Annotated in this window: 17 protein-coding genes; 11 read left to right on the plus strand and 6 right to left on the minus strand. The window is 68.8% G+C overall.

Annotated features, from left to right (window positions below):
* Positions 1 to 50 precede the first annotated feature (50 nt).
* On the plus strand, positions 51 to 617 hold the full coding sequence (locus A8M77_RS15410; protein ID WP_238136836.1) for a cupin domain-containing protein: 567 nt from the start codon (positions 51 to 53) through the stop codon (positions 615 to 617).
* A 201-nt stretch (positions 618 to 818) separates the two neighbouring features.
* On the plus strand, positions 819 to 1,400 hold the full coding sequence (locus A8M77_RS15415) for a TetR/AcrR family transcriptional regulator (protein WP_086922384.1): 582 nt from the start codon (positions 819 to 821) through the stop codon (positions 1,398 to 1,400).
* Positions 1,401 to 1,408: 8 nt separating this feature from the next.
* Here A8M77_RS15415 and A8M77_RS15420 read toward each other — a convergent pair whose 3' ends face one another.
* The gene (locus A8M77_RS15420) at positions 1,409 to 2,263 is read right to left on the minus strand and encodes an ABC transporter substrate-binding protein (protein ID WP_086922385.1); all 855 of its coding nucleotides are present in this window, start codon (positions 2,261 to 2,263) and stop codon (positions 1,409 to 1,411) included.
* A 20-nt stretch (positions 2,264 to 2,283) separates the two neighbouring features.
* On the minus strand, positions 2,284 to 3,264 hold the full coding sequence (locus tag A8M77_RS15425) for a Bug family tripartite tricarboxylate transporter substrate binding protein (protein ID WP_158100937.1): 981 nt from the start codon (positions 3,262 to 3,264) through the stop codon (positions 2,284 to 2,286).
* A gap of 285 nt (positions 3,265 to 3,549) precedes the next feature.
* Between A8M77_RS15425 and A8M77_RS15430 the strand changes: the two genes are divergently transcribed.
* From A8M77_RS15430 to A8M77_RS15470, 9 genes are all read left to right on the plus strand, one after another.
* Positions 3,550 to 4,497: a VOC family protein gene (locus tag A8M77_RS15430; RefSeq protein WP_086922387.1), complete on the plus strand. Its 948-nt coding sequence runs from the start codon at positions 3,550 to 3,552 to the stop codon at positions 4,495 to 4,497.
* Between the two features lie 9 nt (positions 4,498 to 4,506).
* Positions 4,507 to 4,857, plus strand: coding sequence for a Rieske (2Fe-2S) protein (locus tag A8M77_RS15435; RefSeq protein WP_086922388.1), 351 nt, complete (start codon positions 4,507 to 4,509; stop codon positions 4,855 to 4,857).
* Between the two features lie 22 nt (positions 4,858 to 4,879).
* On the plus strand, positions 4,880 to 6,061 hold the full coding sequence (locus A8M77_RS15440; RefSeq protein ID WP_086922389.1) for an MFS transporter: 1,182 nt from the start codon (positions 4,880 to 4,882) through the stop codon (positions 6,059 to 6,061).
* A gap of 15 nt (positions 6,062 to 6,076) precedes the next feature.
* Positions 6,077 to 7,189: an FAD-dependent monooxygenase gene (locus A8M77_RS15445; protein WP_086922390.1), complete on the plus strand. Its 1,113-nt coding sequence runs from the start codon at positions 6,077 to 6,079 to the stop codon at positions 7,187 to 7,189.
* Positions 7,190 to 7,262: 73 nt separating this feature from the next.
* Complete coding sequence (locus A8M77_RS15450) at positions 7,263 to 8,177, plus strand: LysR family transcriptional regulator (RefSeq protein ID WP_086922391.1); 915 nt, start codon at positions 7,263 to 7,265, stop codon at positions 8,175 to 8,177.
* A 132-nt stretch (positions 8,178 to 8,309) separates the two neighbouring features.
* The gene (locus A8M77_RS15455) at positions 8,310 to 9,329 is read left to right on the plus strand and encodes a dihydrodipicolinate synthase family protein (RefSeq protein WP_086922456.1); all 1,020 of its coding nucleotides are present in this window, start codon (positions 8,310 to 8,312) and stop codon (positions 9,327 to 9,329) included.
* A gap of 62 nt (positions 9,330 to 9,391) precedes the next feature.
* On the plus strand, positions 9,392 to 10,342 hold the full coding sequence (locus tag A8M77_RS15460; RefSeq protein WP_086922392.1) for a Bug family tripartite tricarboxylate transporter substrate binding protein: 951 nt from the start codon (positions 9,392 to 9,394) through the stop codon (positions 10,340 to 10,342).
* Entirely contained in the window at positions 10,339 to 11,376 is a 1,038-nt protein-coding gene (locus A8M77_RS15465) for an ornithine cyclodeaminase family protein (RefSeq protein ID WP_086922393.1), read from the plus strand. Before A8M77_RS15460 ends, A8M77_RS15465 begins: the two co-directional genes overlap by 4 nt.
* Positions 11,377 to 11,387: 11 nt before the next feature.
* Complete coding sequence (locus A8M77_RS15470) at positions 11,388 to 12,863, plus strand: NAD-dependent succinate-semialdehyde dehydrogenase (RefSeq protein ID WP_086922457.1); 1,476 nt, start codon at positions 11,388 to 11,390, stop codon at positions 12,861 to 12,863.
* Positions 12,864 to 12,917: 54 nt separating this feature from the next.
* On the opposite strand, the gene A8M77_RS15475 is transcribed toward A8M77_RS15470, so the two are convergent.
* From A8M77_RS15475 to A8M77_RS15490, 4 genes are read right to left on the minus strand one after another with little or no spacing between them, the layout of a single operon-like run.
* Positions 12,918 to 13,826 carry an acyltransferase domain-containing protein gene (locus A8M77_RS15475; protein ID WP_086922394.1) on the minus strand — a complete coding sequence of 303 codons (909 nt, stop codon included), beginning with the start codon at positions 13,824 to 13,826 and terminating at the stop codon, positions 12,918 to 12,920.
* Complete coding sequence (mdcB, locus tag A8M77_RS15480) at positions 13,823 to 14,686, minus strand: triphosphoribosyl-dephospho-CoA synthase MdcB (RefSeq protein WP_086922395.1); 864 nt, start codon at positions 14,684 to 14,686, stop codon at positions 13,823 to 13,825. Before mdcB ends, A8M77_RS15475 begins: the two co-directional genes overlap by 4 nt.
* Positions 14,683 to 15,375 (minus strand): malonate decarboxylase holo-[acyl-carrier-protein] synthase, encoded by a 693-nt coding sequence (gene mdcG / locus A8M77_RS15485; RefSeq protein WP_086922396.1) that lies wholly within the window; start codon positions 15,373 to 15,375, stop codon positions 14,683 to 14,685. Before mdcG ends, mdcB begins: the two co-directional genes overlap by 4 nt.
* A 13-nt stretch (positions 15,376 to 15,388) precedes the next feature.
* Entirely contained in the window at positions 15,389 to 16,090 is a 702-nt protein-coding gene (locus A8M77_RS15490; protein ID WP_086922397.1) for a biotin-independent malonate decarboxylase subunit gamma, read from the minus strand.
* Positions 16,091 to 16,095 lie beyond the last annotated feature (5 nt).

Consider the following 16,095-nt stretch of genomic DNA (forward strand, 5'->3'; position numbering starts at 1 on the left):
TGGACAGCGAAACACCGACTCGAGATATCGCCATCAGAAAGGACCTTGGCGTGAATACTGACGCAACGATCGAGATGCAACGCGAGAAGACCTGGGCGCATTCGCGGCCGGTGCGCCGCATCGTCACCGGCGAGAACGAGCAGGGCAAGTCCATCTTCGTGTCGGACGGGCCGGCGCCGAACCACACGACGGATCCAGGTGCCCCGTTCGCACAGGTGCTGTGGGCGACGGGCGAAGCCGCTGCGCCCGGCCCCGATCCGGCACCCGCCGGCCGGGCGTTCGGCTTCCACTCCAAGGGGGGATCGCTCCTGCGCGTGGTCGACTTCCCGCCCGACGAGGTCTACGAGCCGGCCGAGCTGGCGCGATTCCTCGACGAACACGGGGTTCGGGACAAGGGCGGCGCCCGTCACTTCTGGTTCCACAAGACGCAGTCCCTGGACTATGCGATCGTCCTGGAGGGCGAGATCCACGCGCTCATGGACGAAGGCGAGACGCTCATGCGCGCCGGCGACATCCTGATCCAGCGAGCGACCAACCACAGTTGGGCGAACCGTTCCGGCAAGCCATGCCGCATGGCCTTTGTGCTGCTGGACCTGGAGCCCGGGGCCCGGGTGTGAGTCCGATGCCGTGTCCCAGATAATGGGGCCGTCGCAGCTGCCACCGGGAATTCCTTGCCTACCAGAACCTCTTCCCAAGGCGCCGCAGCCAAGGCTCGCGGCCGCTCTTCGGCCTCTTCTGCTGCGAGGCTCGCCGCCGCCCCGGGCCCCGCTGCGGCCCGCCCGCGCCTGCCCGGACGCGTACGCAGCGATGCATCGCGCATGGCCATCCTCGATGCGACGCTGAAGCTTCTGGAGAAGACGCCGGTGCAGCAGATCTCCATCGAGTCGATCGCGCGCGAGGCAGGCGTGGGCAAAGCCACCATCTACCGCTGGTGGAACTCCAAGGCGGCGGTGGTCATCGAGGCATTCCTGCACACCCACCTGAGCCACACGCCCATGCCGAAGGTCGCGAGCCCGCGGGAGGCGCTCACGCGCCATGTCCATCTGCTGGTCGAGGAGTACAGCGGTTGGTCGGGACGCATCGTTTCTCAGATCATGGCCGAGGGCCAGAGCGATCCGGATGTGCTGCGCGAGTTCCGCGAACGTTTCTGGTACGGGCGGCGGGCGGTCGTGCGCGAGGTGGTCGAAGAGGCGCGCCGCCTTGGCGAGATCCGCAACGACCTGGAGACGGAACTGCAGATGGACATCCTGTATGCGCCGATCTACTTCCGGCTCCTCATGCGGCATCTGCCGCTGGACAAGAAATTCGCCGACGAGCACTGCGCCGCGATCATGCAGATGCTGGCGCCGAGCGAGAAGGAGGCCGGCACCGCGCCTGCCAGGAAACGCAAGGTCGCCTGAGGGCAACGTCAGGCGGCAGGCAGGACCGAGGCCTCCACCAGTTCCTCGTAGGTGGTGTCGGCGCCGGGCAGGCCGCAGCGGCGGCGCTGCGCGATGAGAAGCTCGATCCCGGCGCGAGACGGGCACAGCGAGGCCGGCGCGGTACGAAGCATGGCATCCACGACCGGAGCAGGAAAGCCTCCCGGCGCCAGTGCCTGTCTCGCCGCTTCCGGGTCGCTGGCCATGCGTCGGCGCGCGTTCTCGAGGCCGCCCAGCCAGGCGGAGAGAGCAGGGCGCAGCCGTTCCAGGGCACTTGCGCTCACCACGAGGCCCTGTCCGGGAAAGGCGGGATAGCGCTCCTGAACGGTCGCGATGCGGTTCAGGCCGGCCTCGAGCGCCATGGCGTCGAAAGGCGGGCCCAGCAGGGTGGCGTCGCCGCATCCGGAGACCATCGCATCGTGCCGTTCCTTCACGCCGCCCACAGGCTCCAGCGCATAGGCGTCCGGGCCGATGCCCTCCTCGGCGAGCATCGCGCGCAAGGCCACGATGAAGCCGTTGCGGGGCGCGTCGACGAGGATGGTGGCGTTGCGCAGGTCTTCAAGCCTGGTGCGCCCTGCCTGCCCCACCAGGGTCAGCGGGGTCGTGCGCTCCAGCTGTGCGATAACGCGCAGATCCTGTGGCCCCTGGCGAAGGTTCCAATCCATCACGTTGTCCATGGCCGTGACCACGGCATCCGCCTGGCCCGACGCCAGCGCCTCGAACTGGGCGTCGGATGAGGGATTGCGCCCGGCCTGGAGAGTCACGCCTGTCGTCAGGCGCAACGCATCGGCGACCAGGGCCACGGGCGAAGGGACGAACCAAAGAAGCCGCAATGTGGGTGACATGAGGTCGCGTGCCCGGGCCGTCAGCTCAACTCGAGCTTGATGCCGGAACGCTTCACCACCGGAATCCATTTCGCACGTTCGGCACGGATGTAGGCCGAGAACTCGGCCGGCGTGCTGCCTACGGGCTCGCCGCCGTATTCGTGGTACCGCTGGACGACCTCCGGCTTGCGTGCCAAGGTGGCGCACGCAGCGGCCAGCTTCTCCAGCACGGCCTTGGGCGTGCCGGCGGGGGCCATGAGTCCGAACCACGTGGAGGCGTCGTAGTCCGCGATGCCCAGTTCCTCGAAGGTGGGCACGTTCGGCAGCAGCGGGTGGCGGCCCTTGCCGGTGACAGCCAGCGCTTTCAGCTTGCCCGCGCGGATATTGCTCATGGAGGCCGCAAGGGCATCGAACATCACCTGCGTCTCGCCCGAAAGCAGCGCCGCATAGGGGCTGGTGGTGTTGTACGGGACGAACTGGTAGGTGCTCGCCGTGATCGTGCCGAACCACTCGCCCAGAAGGTGCTGGAAGGTGCCGATGCCGAGTGTTCCCGCGGGGATGGTTCCCGGCCTGGCCTTGGCCAGCGCCACGAGTTCGGACGCCGTCGAGGCCGGCAGGCCCGGATGGGCCACGAGCACGCTGCGCAAGGTGGTGAGCTGGCTGATGGCGTCGAAGTCGGTGGGCTTGTACGGAAGCCTCGTGTACAGCTCGGACATGTAGCACAGCGAGCTCGGGATGCCGACGAGCAGGGTGTAGCCATCGGGAGGCGACTTGGCGGCCAGCGAGGTGCCGATCGTGGTCGCGCCGCCGGGACGGTTGTCGACGAGCACCGACTGGCCCAGCAAGGACGTGAGCCCCGCGGCCCAGAAGCGCGAATCGGCATCGAGCCCTGACCCTGGAGGGTTGGCGACGATGATGCGCACCGGCTTGCTGGGGTAGTCGTCCGCCAGTGATTTGCCGGCCAGTGTCGTCATCAGCATTGCGACACCGGCGCCCAGCGCCTGCCGTCTCGAGATCGTCATGGGTCGTCTCCGCAGTTGAGGCGCCGTCATCGAGACGCCTGTTGGTACCAAAAATAATACAAGACGAACCGTATTGAAACTATCGGGAAACCCCGTAAGAACGCCGCCCCGGCAATGGACTCGCCCAACTCACGACGAGAGCGCCGCTATCAGGGAGCCGTTGATCGCGGGCCGGTTGCAAGGGTTTGTCCTGAACCTATATCGATACGATGCGTATAGCATTTATTCGGTTGCGGCCGATGACACTGGCCGTCGAGCCTTCCAACTCTCGAAAAGGAAACGAGGATGAACATCCTGGGACCCGATTCCCTGGTCTTCGGCGTCGACGATGTCGCTGCCTGCATTCAGTTCTTCACCGACTACGGCCTGACACCGGTCGGCGTCAGCGAATCCGGCGGGCGCTTCGAGGCTGTCGACGGCACGTCCATCGTCATCGCGCGCCGCGACGACCCCTCGCTGCCGCCGCCGATGGAAACCGGCTCGATGCTGCGTAAGACGATCTACGGCGTCGCGGACCGCGAGACGGTGGAGGCCATCGCCGACGAGCTTGGCCGCGACCGCGAGGTGAAGCGCCTGCCCGATGGCTCCATCGAGGCGTCCGACGACTTTGGCTTCGTTCTCGGGTTCCAGGTCTCGGCGCGGCGGAAGATCGAGGTGGCCGGTGAAACCGTGAACTCGCCCGGCAGCAAACCAGGTCGCGGCCCGAACACCGTCGGAGCGAGCGCCGATGCCGAGTTCCAACCCCTGACCCTCTCGCACGTGGTGTATTTCGTGCCCGACCAGGCCAAGGCCTCCAGGTTCTACACGGATCGGCTGGGCTTCCGCTGCACCGACCGGTTCACCGGCGCCGGCAGTTTCCTGCGACCGGCAGGAACGCAGGAACACCACACGCTGTTCCTGATCGAGACGCCGGCCTTCATGAAGGGCGTGGAGCACTTCACCTTCCACCTTTCGGGCCCGACCGCGGTCTTGCAGTGCGGCTATCGCTTCGCCGCCAAGGGCTACCAGACCTTCTGGGGGCCTGGACGCCACAAGTTCGGTTCCAACTGGTTCTGGTACTTCAACAGCCCCGTGGGCTGCCACGTGGAGTACGACGCGGACATGGACCTGCACGACGACAGCTGGGTCGCGCGCGAAGCGCCCATGCAGGTCGACGAATCGCAGATCTTCCTGTTCCAGCACCGGGAGAAGTGGGCGCCGGGCGGCCCGCCGCCGCCTGGCCAGGCGCACTGAAGAGCAGGCATGCCGACGTACCTGTGCAGGCTCGAAGAGCTCGCCGACGGGACGGCGCGCGGGTTCGATCTGGCGAGCGTGTCGCGCCATCCCATGTTCGTGGTGCGGCGCGGCGATCGCGTGCAGGGATGGCTGGATGCCTGCCCGCATGTGGCCGGCGCGCCGCTGGCCTGGCGCAGGGACGCCTACCTGAGCGCCGACGGCGCTTCGATCGTCTGCCACGGGCACGGTGCGGTGTTCGACATCGACACCGGGGTCTGCACCCGGGGACCGTGCATGGGGCAATCGCTCACGCCCGTGAGCGTGGAGCACGACGAGGAGGGCGCGCTGTGGATCGCTTCGCCGCGCGCCGTCGATTGAAATCCTACGAAGGAGACTTCCCATGAATTCGACAGACAAGCTGCGCGCGCGCGTCGCGCTGATGGCCGCGCATTGCGCGGGAATGGTGGACATCGTGGCGCTGCCGGTCTGGGTCGGCACGCTGATCGCGCGCTTCGGCTTCGACCCGCAGCAAGCGGGCGCGCTCGCGACCTTGTTCCTGGCGGGCGCCGTCGCGGCGAGCCTGGTGGTGGCCCCGCGCTTCAACAGCCTGCGCGGCCGCTGGATCGTCCCCATCGCCTATGCCGGCTCGGCCGCTGCATTCCTGGCCTGCATGCGCAGCAGCCAGTTCGAAACGCTGGCCCTGCTGCATGCCTTGGGCGGCATGGCCACCGGCGTCGGCTTGAGCATCACGCACGGCACCGTCGCCCTCACGCGCAATCCGCATCGGATGTTCGGCTTCATGCAGGTGGCGGTGGGCGTGTTCGGCGTGGCCTACATGGCGGCTGCGCCCCAGATCATCGCGGCGGTCGGAGGAGCGGGGCTCTTTGCCATCTTCGGCGGCATCATGCTCGTGGCCTGCGCCATCACGGCCCTGGCGTTTCCGAACGTGCAACCTGGCCGCAGCGCTGCCGAGGTGCACGTCGCTCGAGCGGCTCCGCTGCCGAAGGCCGCATGGTGCGCCATGGCCGGCATCAGCCTGATGAACGTGACGCAGGCCATGGTGTTCAGCTTTCTGGAGCGGATGGGCGCCGATCGCGGATTCACGCCCTCCAACCTGCATCTCGTGCTCATCGCCGTCGGGATCGTCAACCTGGCGCCGGGCGCGATCGCGGCGTTCCTGCAGCACAGGGTGGATGCTCGCAAGGTCGTGCTCGGCGGCGCGGTGGCCCAGGCGGCCCTGGCAGTGGCCCTGGTCGCGAGCACGGCATTCCCGGCCTATGCGGCGGCAGGGGCCTTCTTCGTCTCCGCGGTCATCTTCACGCACATCTTCACCTTCGGGGTGCTGGCCGAACTGGATCCGTCCGGGCGGGCCGTTTCCGCGACGCCGGCGATGCTGATGATCGGGTCTGCCATCGGCCCGGTTCTCGGCGGTACCCTGGTCAAGTTCTTCGGCTACGGCGCCATCGGCTGGGCCGCGGTGGCCATCGACGCCGTCGCCTTCTGCTTTTACCTGCAACTGCGCAGCCGCGCAGCACAGCGCGATGCGCAGCCGGCGCGAGCGCAAGCATCAACGAGTCATTGAACAGGAGACACACACATGAACAAAGCCAAGCGGGTGCTGGTAGTGGGCAGCGGCATCGGCGGCGCGACGGCGGCCTGCGCGCTGGCCAAGGCAGGCCTGGAGACGCATTGCATCGACGTCCAGCCGGCGAGGTCGACCGTCGGCTCGGGCATCTGTCTGCTTCACAACACGATGCGCGCACTTTCGGAGATCGGCTTGGCCGAGCCCTGCCTCGACAGCGGCCTGCGCTTCGAAGTGTTCAAGCAGCACGACGCCGCGGGGAACCTGCTCATGTCGAACCCGACGCCACCTGGCATCGGGATCCGCCGCCCGGAACTCGCCCGGATCCTCGAGACCGCCGCCAGCGAGGCCGGCGCGAAGCTGGAGCGCGGCCTCAGCGCCACGTCCGTGACCGATCGCGGCGACCGGGTGGAGGTCGTGTTCTCCGACGGGCGCGAGGCAGCGTATGACCTTGTTGTTGCGGCAGACGGTGCCTATTCGAAGCTGCGGGAGCTGTTCTTTGGATCCGAACACCGGGTGTGGTTCGCAGGCCAGAGTGCATGGCGCTTCAATGCGCCCCGGCCTCCCGAGGTCAACGGCTTCTGCCTCTATCGCTCGCCGGACGGCAAGCGTACCGTGGGCGCGTTGCCGACCTCCAGGGAGGCGTGCTATCTGTTCTTCCTTGAGAACAGCGCCCAGCACATGCACTGGCCAGACGACCAGCTGGATGTGCTGGTGCGCGAGCGGTTGGACGGCTTCTCCGCCCCCGTGATCCAGGATGCGCTGGCGCAAGTCACCACGCCCGGGCAGGTGCTCGTCCGCCCCTTCGACATCACGCTCGTGCCGGCGCCATGGCACCGCGGCCGGATTGTGCTCGTGGGCGATGCGGCGCATTCGCCGACCCCGCAGATGACTTCGGGCGGGGGGATGGCCATCGAGGATGCCGTGGTGCTCGCGCAATGCGCGCAGGCCCATCCGGAAGTCGAGGAGGCGCTGCTGGCCTATGCGGCGCGGCGGTTCGAGCGGGTATCCACCGTGTGGAACGCCTCGCTGCAGCTGTGCAAGTACGAGCAGGATCCCGTGCCGAATCCGCAGCGGTCGGCGGCCCTCATGCTGCAGACGTACCAGTACCTGGGCCAGCCCATGTGAGCGCGCCTGGGCCGGGCTCGTGCACCCGCCGCAGCCCTGCCGTGCGCGGAGGGAGGCGGCGAGAATTGCGGGCATGAAGCCCATCATCGACGCCGGCTGGCATCACTTCGTCAAGGTCGCGGAGCTGGGCGCGGTCTCGCGCGCGGCCGTGGCGGCGGACGTGCCGCAGTCCGTCGTCAGCCGGCATATCGCTCAACTCGAGCGTGATGCGGGTTCGCCCCTGTTCCGCCGGACCGGCCGGGGGGTCGTCCTGACGGAACTCGGGCAGCAGCTGTATCCCCGGATCAAGCGGCTGATCGCCGAGTCGGAGAGCTTTGCCGACGAGGTCCGGGCCAGCCGGGGGGTGCCGGTCGGCGACGTGCGCCTTGGCCTGCTGCCCTCGACGGTGCCGGCGCTTGCCGGCCCCCTGTACCAGCGTGTCCTGAAGCAGTTCCCTCAGGTGCGTTTGCACCTCGCGGAAGGGTCGAGCGCGCAACTGCAGGAGATGCTGGATCAAGGTCGACTGGACCTCTCCTTGCTGCTGCGCGATGGAGGCGAGGCCAGTGCAGACGAGCCGGTCCTGATGGAAGGGGCTCTCTGCCTCGTGGTCGCGAGCGGCGATCCGCTTGCCGGCCGTCGGGAAGTCCGCTTCGAGGAGGTCGCCCATCTGCCGCTGGTGCTCCCCGGTGAACCCCACCCATTGCGGGAGAGGCTGGCCGTGCTCGCGCGCAAGCTGGGCCTGACGCTGCGGATTGCGGCGGAGGCGAACTCGATCCGTTTGCAGCACGAGATCGCGGCGTCCGCCGCGGGCTACGCGATCACCTCCCTGTCCATCGCGCCGCACGACCGCAGGCGCCTCGTCGCATTGAAGATCGTAGAGCCGGTGCTTGCGCGGGCCATCGTGCTCGCGGTGGCACGCCACCGGCCGCATACGCTGGCAACGCGGGAGATCCACGGACTCCTGCTTTCGATGGCACCGCAAGTCCTGGCGGGAGCCGACGCCGCCTGAGCTTTCGCCTGGGCGCATAGCTGCTATCGCGCGCGCCCCCTCGTCCCTTGCGCGCGGCGAACCTACAGTCTTGTGGCGTTCCGTGCCGCGGCTTCCGCGGGCACGGCTGACATCCTCACAAGCGAGTCCACCATGCTTCCTTACAAGCGCGCAGACGCCCGGGCCTGGGCCCGGGAGAACCTGACCGGCTGCTCGGCCGTCACCATTCCGAGCTATTCGGCCGATCTAAAGCAACTCAACGAGCGCGGCATCCGTCACGACGTCGCGCTGGCCAAGGAGCTCGGATTCAAGCACACGCTGCTGTGCACCGAAGTCGCCATCACGCCGGAGGAGAACGCCAAATTCACGGCCTGGGCAGCGGAGACGGCGGGCCCCGGCTTCGGCCTGTTCTTCCATGCGTCCTTCAACACGCTCGCGGAAAACATCGAGGCCGTGAAGCTGGCGGAAGACGCCGGGGCCACCATGGTGCTGCTCTCGTATCCCGCGCAGTTCTGGCCCACCACGGAGCAGGAGGTCTACGAATACACCAAGCAGTTCTGCGACGCGACCAAGCTCGCCGTGATGCTGTTTCCGCTGCCGGCCTGGGGCTTCGAGCGCATCCATCCGGCGGGCATGTCGGTGGCATTCGTGCGCCGGCTGCTCAAGGACTGCCCGAACATCGTGGCCATCAAGTCCGAGCAGGGCTTTCCGCTGCCTGCCGGCATCTGCGAGATGTACTACCACTTCCGCGACGAGGTGGTGATCAGCTGCCCGATCGAAGGCGACGCCATCCCGCTCATGGGGGTGATGAAGATGCAGTTCTCCGGCACCAGCAACACGCAGTGGATGAGCCACTACTACCCGCGCGCGTTCGAGCTGGCCCGCAAGGGGGAATTCGAGCAGGCGATGGAGATGTACTGGAAGGTCAACCCCGCGCGCGGCGCCAATGCGGCCGCGACCCAGGCCTACATCGGCGGCACCTCCTTCCTGAACCGGACCATGTGGAAGTACCAGGACTGGCTGGCGGGCTTCAACGGCGGCCCGCTGCGCGCGCCCGCGATGCGCATTCCCGACCGCTTCATGAAAGTGCTTCGCCAGGGGCTGGTGGCTTCCGGGCTTCCCGTGACCTCCGATCCGGACGGCGCATTCATGGTGGGGCGGCATCCCTGCTGAGCGAAGTGCGAGGACGGCCCTGCACGTCCTGGCATCGGCACACCAGAACTGGAGACGACACCATGACGCACCTTGCACGCCGCGCCTTCCTTGGCGGCGTCGGCTGCTTCCTGCTTTCATCCGCCGGCGGCGCCGAGGTGGTCCGCGTGATCGTGCCCTACGGCGCGGGCGGCATCACGGACATCGGTGCGCGCGTCATCTGCGAGCAGCTGGGCCAGGCCCTGGGCCAGCCCGTGATCGTCGAGAACCGGCCGGGTGGAGGCACGCGGATCGGAACGTCCGCGGTGTTCGCGGCAAAGCCGGATGGCAACACGCTGCTGCTCACCAACATCGCCTACGGCATCCTCCCGCTGGTCGACCCGTCGGTGAAGTACGACGCGGCGACGGCGGCCGCGCCCGTGGGAATCGCCTCGGTGTACCCGATCGCGATGGTCGTCAATGCGGCACTGCCCGTGAAGACGCTGCAGGAGTTCATCGACTACGCCCGCAAGAACCCAGGGAAGCTGACCTACGGCAGCGCCGGCCCGGGCAGCGGGGCGCATCTGGGCGGCGAGTTGTTCAAGGCCTTGACCGGCACCTACCTCGTCCACATTCCGTACCGGTCCACCTCGAGCGCGCTCACGGAAGTGGCCGCAGGCCGCATTGACCTCACCTTCGACGCCACGGCCATCGAGCTCGCCAGGACGGGCCGGGTCAGGGTCCTGGCGGTGTCGGGCACCGAGCGCGACCCGCGGATGCCGGACGTGCCCACCGTGGCGGAAGCCGGATTGAAGGGCATGGAAACAGCCTCCTGGCTCGGGATCTTCGCCCCGCTCGGTACGCCTGCGCCGGTGATCGAGCGCCTGAACCAGGCGTTGAACGTCGCGGTGCAGAACGAAGGACTGAAGGCGCGCTTTCGCGAACTCGGAATGCTTCCTCGTTCCGGACCTCCGAGCCTGCTGATCGACCAGGTGCGCCACGACACCCGGCTGTACCGGCGCGTCATCTATGAAGCCAACCTGAAATTCGAATGAACCTCCCCGACGTGAATCCATCCACGAGCGCTGTGGCCGATGCGCCCCTGTTCGTCTCCTCCGAAACGGCTGCAGCCGTTTTTCGGTGGCTGCCTGCCGTGCATGCCCTGCAGCAAACCTATGCGCGGCCCATGGGGCCGCAGGCCGTACCCCGACGCACGATCGCTGCAGGGGCCGCGGAGCGCGCCTCGCTCCGGACCATGACGGCGGTGCCGCCGGGATCCCGCTACTACGGCGCCAAGCTGATGGGCATGGCCTTCGGGCCGGCAGGCCGGCAGCTCGAGTACGCCGTGGTGCTGTTCGACGCGACAACGGGCTCGCTCGCCGCGATCGTGGACGGCAACCTGGTCACCGCCTATCGCACGGCGGCCACATCCGCAGCTGCCCTGGACCGCCTGGCGCCGCCTGGCGCGGCCCGCCTGGCCGTCCTGGGAAGCGGGCTGGAAGCGCGCATGCACACGCTCGCCATCGCCTCGGTGCGCGAGTTGCACGAGATCCGGGTGTTCAGTCCGACGCCGGCCAAGCGCGCAGCCTTCGCGGCCGAGATGAGCGCCGAGCTGGGCATCCCGGCGCGCGCGGTCGAATCGCCGGCCGAGGCCGCAGGCGGCGCCGACATCGTGCTGGCTGCCGCCCGCTCGTATGGCGAGAAACCCATCCTGCAGGGCGCCTGGCTGGAGCCCCATGCGACGGTGGTCTCCATCGGGTCGACGCTCCCAGATCAGCGGGAGGTCGACAGCAGCGTGGTGGCGCGCGCCGGCCTCATCGTCTGCGACAACGTCGAGGAAGTGCTCGAGGAATCCGGGGACATGCTGGCCGCCCGCAAAGACGGCGCCGAACCCGATGCGAAGTGCATCAGCCTCCATGACCTGCTGGCCGGCAAGGCGGACCGTCCCGCAGGCGGAATCGCCATGTACAAGTCCGTCGGTTCGGGCCTGCAGGACGTGGTGGTCGCCGGGATGATCCTCGACCTCGCCCGCGCTGCCGGACTGGCCACGCCCCTGCCTGTCCATTTCGAAACCAAGCGCATCGGCTGATGCAGCGAACCATGAAGAACCTGCTGAAGGACCCCGAACTGTTCCGCGCCGCCGCTTTCGTCGGCGGCGAGTGGATCGATGCCACGCCGCACGGCAAGTACAGCGTGCGCAATCCCGCCACCGACGAGCCGCTCGCCGAGCTGCCTCGGTTCAGGCAGGACGAGACGGCGCAGGCCATCGAGCTTGCACACCGCGCGTTCCTCGACTGGCGCCGGACCACGGCCAAGCAGCGATCGGAGGTGCTGCGCCGCTGGTACGACCTCATGATCCTGCACGGGGACGACCTGGCGACCTTGATCACGCTGGAGGAAGGCAAGCCGCTGGCTGAAGCGAAGACCGAGATCCAGTACGCGGCGTCGTTCCTCCAATGGTTCTCCGAGGAGGCCAAGCGGGTGCGCGGGGACGTGATCCCGGCGCCGAAGGACACTCAGCGCATCGTGGTGCTGAAGGAGCCGATCGGCGTCTGCGCCGCCATCACGCCCTGGAATTTCCCCGCGGCGATGATCACCCGCAAGGCGGGCCCGGCGCTGGCCGCAGGCTGCAGCATGGTCGTCAAGCCTGCGAGCCAGACCCCGCTCACGGCACTGGCCTTGGCGGAGCTGGCCCGGCGCGCCGGTGTGCCGGCAGGCGTGTTCAACGTGCTGACGGGAAACGACACGCGCGACATCGGCAACCAGCTCACTTCCCATCCGCTGGTGCGCAAGATCACCTTCACCGGTTCGACCGAGGTCGGGCGCGTGCTGCTGGCGCAGGCCGCGGGCACCATCAAGAAGTGCTCGATGGAACTGGGGGGGAACGCACCTTTCGTCGTCTTCGACGACGCGGACCTCGATGCGGCGGCAGACGGCGTGGTCGCGGCCAAGTTCCGCAACACCGGGCAGGCCTGCATCAGCGCCAACCGGGTGCTCGTCCAGGCCGGCGTGTACGAGGCGTTTGCCGCCAGGCTGGTCGAGCGTGTCCGCAGCTTGCGCGTCGGCAATGGCCTGGAACCGGGCGTACAGCTCGGTCCGCTGATCGACGACGCCGCTGTCCGGAAGGTGGAGGAGCACATCGCGGACGCCATCGCAAAGGGTGCGACGGTGCTGCACGGCGGGCATCGCCATTCGCTCGGCGGCCGCTTCTTCGAGCCGACCGTCGTGACCGGCGCCACGTCGCGGATGGCGCTGGCGCGCGAAGAAACCTTCGGGCCGCTCGCACCGCTCATCCGCTTCGAGGAAGATGACGAAGCAATCGCCGTCGCCAACGCCACCGAGTACGGGCTCGCCGCCTACCTCTACAGCCGGGACGCCGCGCGCATCTGGCGCGCATCGGCAGCCATCGAGTCCGGCATGATCGGCATCAACTGCGGGTTGATCTCGAACGAGGTGGCGCCCTTCGGCGGCGTGAAGCAGAGCGGGCTGGGGCGCGAGGGCTCGCACCACGGCATCGAGGAATTCCTCGAAGTGAAGTACCTGTGCTGGGACGGCCTCGCGCCGGCGTTCAGCTGAAGCCCAGGCACGCCATCGTGGGCGGCCGTGCCGGACACGCGGGCGTCCTTCATTTCATCGGTCCGCGTGGCTGTTCAGCCAGGCGGCAATCGCTGCGGCACTGCGAAAGTCGTCGCAGGCGCGCGCTGGAACGGTGGGGTGGCGCTGGTTCCACATGCGCGCCAGGGCCTGGCCCGGGCCCAGCTCCAGGACGCAACGCACCTGGCGTGCCATGACGTTCTCCATGCATTCGTCCCAGCGAACCGTCGTGGCGATCTGCGCGGCCAGGGCGGTACGGGCCGCGGCCGCATCCCGGATGCGATCCCGCGCATTGCTGAACAGCACGACGCGGGGCGCGTGGAACGGCACGTCCGCCAGCGTCTGCGCGAACTGCTCCGCGGCCTCGCGCATCCAGGGCGTGTGCGATGCCACATGGACCCGCAGGCGCGTGCACTGCGCGCCGGCATCCCGGGCCGCGCGTTCCGCCTGGTCCAGCGCGGCGCTCGGGCCGCCGAGGATCACGCTGTCTTTTGCGTTGCGGATGGCGAGTGCAAGGCCGGCTTCGACGCGCAACTGCTCGAGCCGCGACTCGGGCAATCCGCTCAAGGCCAGCAGACCGCCGGGCACGCGGGCGGCGCATCGATCCATGGCCTCGGCCCGCAGCGGCGCCAGTGCCGCGGCGGTGGCGGGCTCGACCACGCCGGCCGCGCTGAAGGCCGCCAATTCGCCGACGCTGTAGCCGGCGACGGCGGCCGGCGATGCGACGAGGGGCGCCAGCTGGCCCCAGGCCGCCAGGGCGAGGCCGGTCAACAGCGTCTGCGCGTTGTCGTTGCGCTCGGCCCATCCCGGGTCGGCGAGCGACTGGCGCCAGTCGTCGATGCCCAGCCGGGTGCACATGTCGCGCACGAGGGCGTCGTCGGCCAGCCAGGGCAGCATCGCCGGATGCTGGGTGCCCTGGCCGGAAAAGAGCAGTGCGAAGCTCATGATCCTGGGCACACGCGCCGGATCCAGCAGGCGGCGGCGAGCGTGTCGGCCGCACCACCGGGCGACAGGCGCCGCCGCACGAAATCGTCGGCGATGGCTTGCGCCTCTCGGAGCCCATCGGGCCGCGCGACGCCGCCGCGATCGAGGAACGCCCGCGCAGCGCGCTGGGCCCAGCGCAGGCCGGCGAGGCCGCCGCGATGCGCGAGGTTGCTGTCGTCCAGCACGGCGATGACGTGGAACAGGGTGTCGAGCCGCGCCTGCGAGGGCGTCAGGCCACGGGCCAGCGCTTCCGTCAGGGCGGGGAGCGCCGTCTCGAACAACACCGGGAATGCCAGCGCCGCCTCTTCGGAGGCGCTGCGCAGGCCGTGGCGCCGCGCGGCGATGCCACCAGGGAGAAGGGGCGGGCGCCGGCTGCGAGCGGCCAGCGCATCGCCCCAGTGCCGGCGCAAGGCATCGCGCAGGTGTTGCGCATGCAGTGTGATGCCGCGCTCTCGACAGACCGCGCCTGCCGCGGCGCACAACAGCCCGAGCATGAAGATCGCCCCGCGGTGCGTGTTGACGCCGCCGGTGGCCGCGAGCATGCGGGCCTCCGCCGCGATGCCGCACTGCTCGAGCACGGCGAAATCGGCGCCGCGAGCGCCGGCTTCGGCGATCTGAGCGAAGTAGCGGCGCAGCGAGAACAGGCTGCGCATGAAGGTGTGCGCATCCATGTCGTCATGGCTGCCGGCGTCGATCAGCGTCACCAGGCCCGGCTTGGGCGCGAGCGACAGTTCGTCGTGCAGCGCGAGGGTGGCTGCGCGCCCGATGGCGCCCGGCGTGAGGCTGGAGGACGCCGTTGCCCGAAGCACCGCCGTCTTCATGCAGCCAGCTCCGCGAAGATGCTGGCGCGTTCGCACCAGGCGAGGTCGTGGTGCAAGGCCACGCTGTCGAGGCGCCTGACGAGCAGGCCGCGCGTGCGTCCGGCGCGCCACTCGACCCACTCACGCCACGACACCGCGGCGCCGTCACGGAACACGAATTCGCCGTCCAGCCGCGGCTTCGCGGTGCCGAAGGCGTGAAGCTGCCCTGCGACCTCATCAGCCTGCTCCATGCCGTCGACGCCGATCCAGAGATCGAGGTCGGACTCGGATCGCACATAGCTCAGGCCGGTCATCGCCTGCCAACCGTAGCTGCCGAACACGCGCACATCGGCTTGCCGGCACTGCAATGCCGCGTCCAGTGCGCGCACCGGGCGGGCCGCCGATCGGGGAACCAGTCCGCGCACGTCGGCGAGACGTGGAAATGCATCGACGTAGAGGACCGCTGCAGGCGGGACGCGCAGCGGCAGACGGCGCCGGTCCCATCGCGCCGGGGCAGGCAGCCCGAGTGCGATCGATCCATCCGCGAACGAATCGGCCGGCTGGCGTGTCACGACCAGTGGCAGGCGATGGATGGCCCAATGCGACAGGCAGGCGCCGGCCTGCGCGTCCCATGGGCGCTGCAGGATCGCGCGCCAGCCGGCATCGGTGAGCCGGACCAGCTGATGGCGACGCAAGCGCTGCGTTCCCATGGTGCCTTGCCGTTCAGGCGGCATCCAGCACGCGCTGCACCACACCGGCCGCAAGCCGGCGTCCACCCCGTTCGGCGCCGTCCTGCGCGCGCAGGTCTTCGGTCGGCGTGTGGGCCAGGGCCTCGCGCAGGCAGGCCTGCAGGTCGCCCCGCCACAGGGCACGCACGCCGCCCATGGCCACGTAGTTCTGCACGCCGGGTGCGAACACCGGATTCGACTTCGACAGCGCCGTGAGCTTGTCCTCCGGCAGCTTGGTCACCCGCGCCATGGCGGGAATGCGCATGACCCGGATCTCCGCATCCGGCAGCGCGTAGCACGCGTCGGCGATCAGCCCCGAGGTGATGAAGCCGCCGGACAAGGCCTGGTCGTACACCAGGCCGATCACGCGGTGGCCGCGGCGGCGCGCCAGGTCGATGCTTGCGCCGAGGTGCGCCATCGCACGGTTGATGCCGAGCAATTCATCGCGCCGGCGCAGCTGCTGGCCTTGTGTGTCGATCAGCAGCAGGATCGGCCGGCCGGGGTGCCGGGTGAGGGTGTCGAGCACCACGCGGGCCTGCGCCAGGGCGAGCCGGACGCCGATCGGCGCATGGTTCGTGGTGCCGATCACCGTGAGCGGCTCGCCTTCGAACATCACTTCGCCCTGCAGGAAGTCGCCGGCTGCGCGCATGCCGTGGTAGGGGCCGAAGAGCTCGGTGACAAGGGAATTCCATTGCATCTGGG

It is taken from the genome of Variovorax sp. JS1663 (assembly GCF_002157355.1).
Lineage (GTDB): Bacteria > Pseudomonadota > Gammaproteobacteria > Burkholderiales > Burkholderiaceae_C > Variovorax.

Coding starts and splice junctions, on each gene's coding strand:
- A8M77_RS15415 (WP_086922384.1), top strand. CDS start 819: ATGGCCATCCTCGATGCGACGCTGAAGCTTCTGGAGAAGACGCCGGTG.
- A8M77_RS15420 (WP_086922385.1), bottom strand. CDS start 2,263: ATGTCACCCACATTGCGGCTTCTTTGGTTCGTCCCTTCGCCCGTGGCC.
- A8M77_RS15425 (WP_158100937.1), bottom strand. CDS start 3,264: ATGACGATCTCGAGACGGCAGGCGCTGGGCGCCGGTGTCGCAATGCTG.
- A8M77_RS15430 (WP_086922387.1), top strand. CDS start 3,550: ATGAACATCCTGGGACCCGATTCCCTGGTCTTCGGCGTCGACGATGTC.
- A8M77_RS15435 (WP_086922388.1), top strand. CDS start 4,507: ATGCCGACGTACCTGTGCAGGCTCGAAGAGCTCGCCGACGGGACGGCG.
- A8M77_RS15440 (WP_086922389.1), top strand. CDS start 4,880: ATGAATTCGACAGACAAGCTGCGCGCGCGCGTCGCGCTGATGGCCGCG.
- A8M77_RS15445 (WP_086922390.1), top strand. CDS start 6,077: ATGAACAAAGCCAAGCGGGTGCTGGTAGTGGGCAGCGGCATCGGCGGC.
- A8M77_RS15450 (WP_086922391.1), top strand. CDS start 7,263: ATGAAGCCCATCATCGACGCCGGCTGGCATCACTTCGTCAAGGTCGCG.
- A8M77_RS15455 (WP_086922456.1), top strand. CDS start 8,310: ATGCTTCCTTACAAGCGCGCAGACGCCCGGGCCTGGGCCCGGGAGAAC.
- A8M77_RS15460 (WP_086922392.1), top strand. CDS start 9,392: ATGACGCACCTTGCACGCCGCGCCTTCCTTGGCGGCGTCGGCTGCTTC.
- A8M77_RS15465 (WP_086922393.1), top strand. CDS start 10,339: ATGAACCTCCCCGACGTGAATCCATCCACGAGCGCTGTGGCCGATGCG.
- A8M77_RS15470 (WP_086922457.1), top strand. CDS start 11,388: ATGAAGAACCTGCTGAAGGACCCCGAACTGTTCCGCGCCGCCGCTTTC.
- A8M77_RS15475 (WP_086922394.1), bottom strand. CDS start 13,826: ATGAGCTTCGCACTGCTCTTTTCCGGCCAGGGCACCCAGCATCCGGCG.
- mdcB (WP_086922395.1), bottom strand. CDS start 14,686: ATGAAGACGGCGGTGCTTCGGGCAACGGCGTCCTCCAGCCTCACGCCG.
- mdcG (WP_086922396.1), bottom strand. CDS start 15,375: ATGGGAACGCAGCGCTTGCGTCGCCATCAGCTGGTCCGGCTCACCGAT.
- A8M77_RS15490 (WP_086922397.1), bottom strand. CDS start 16,090: ATGCAATGGAATTCCCTTGTCACCGAGCTCTTCGGCCCCTACCACGGC.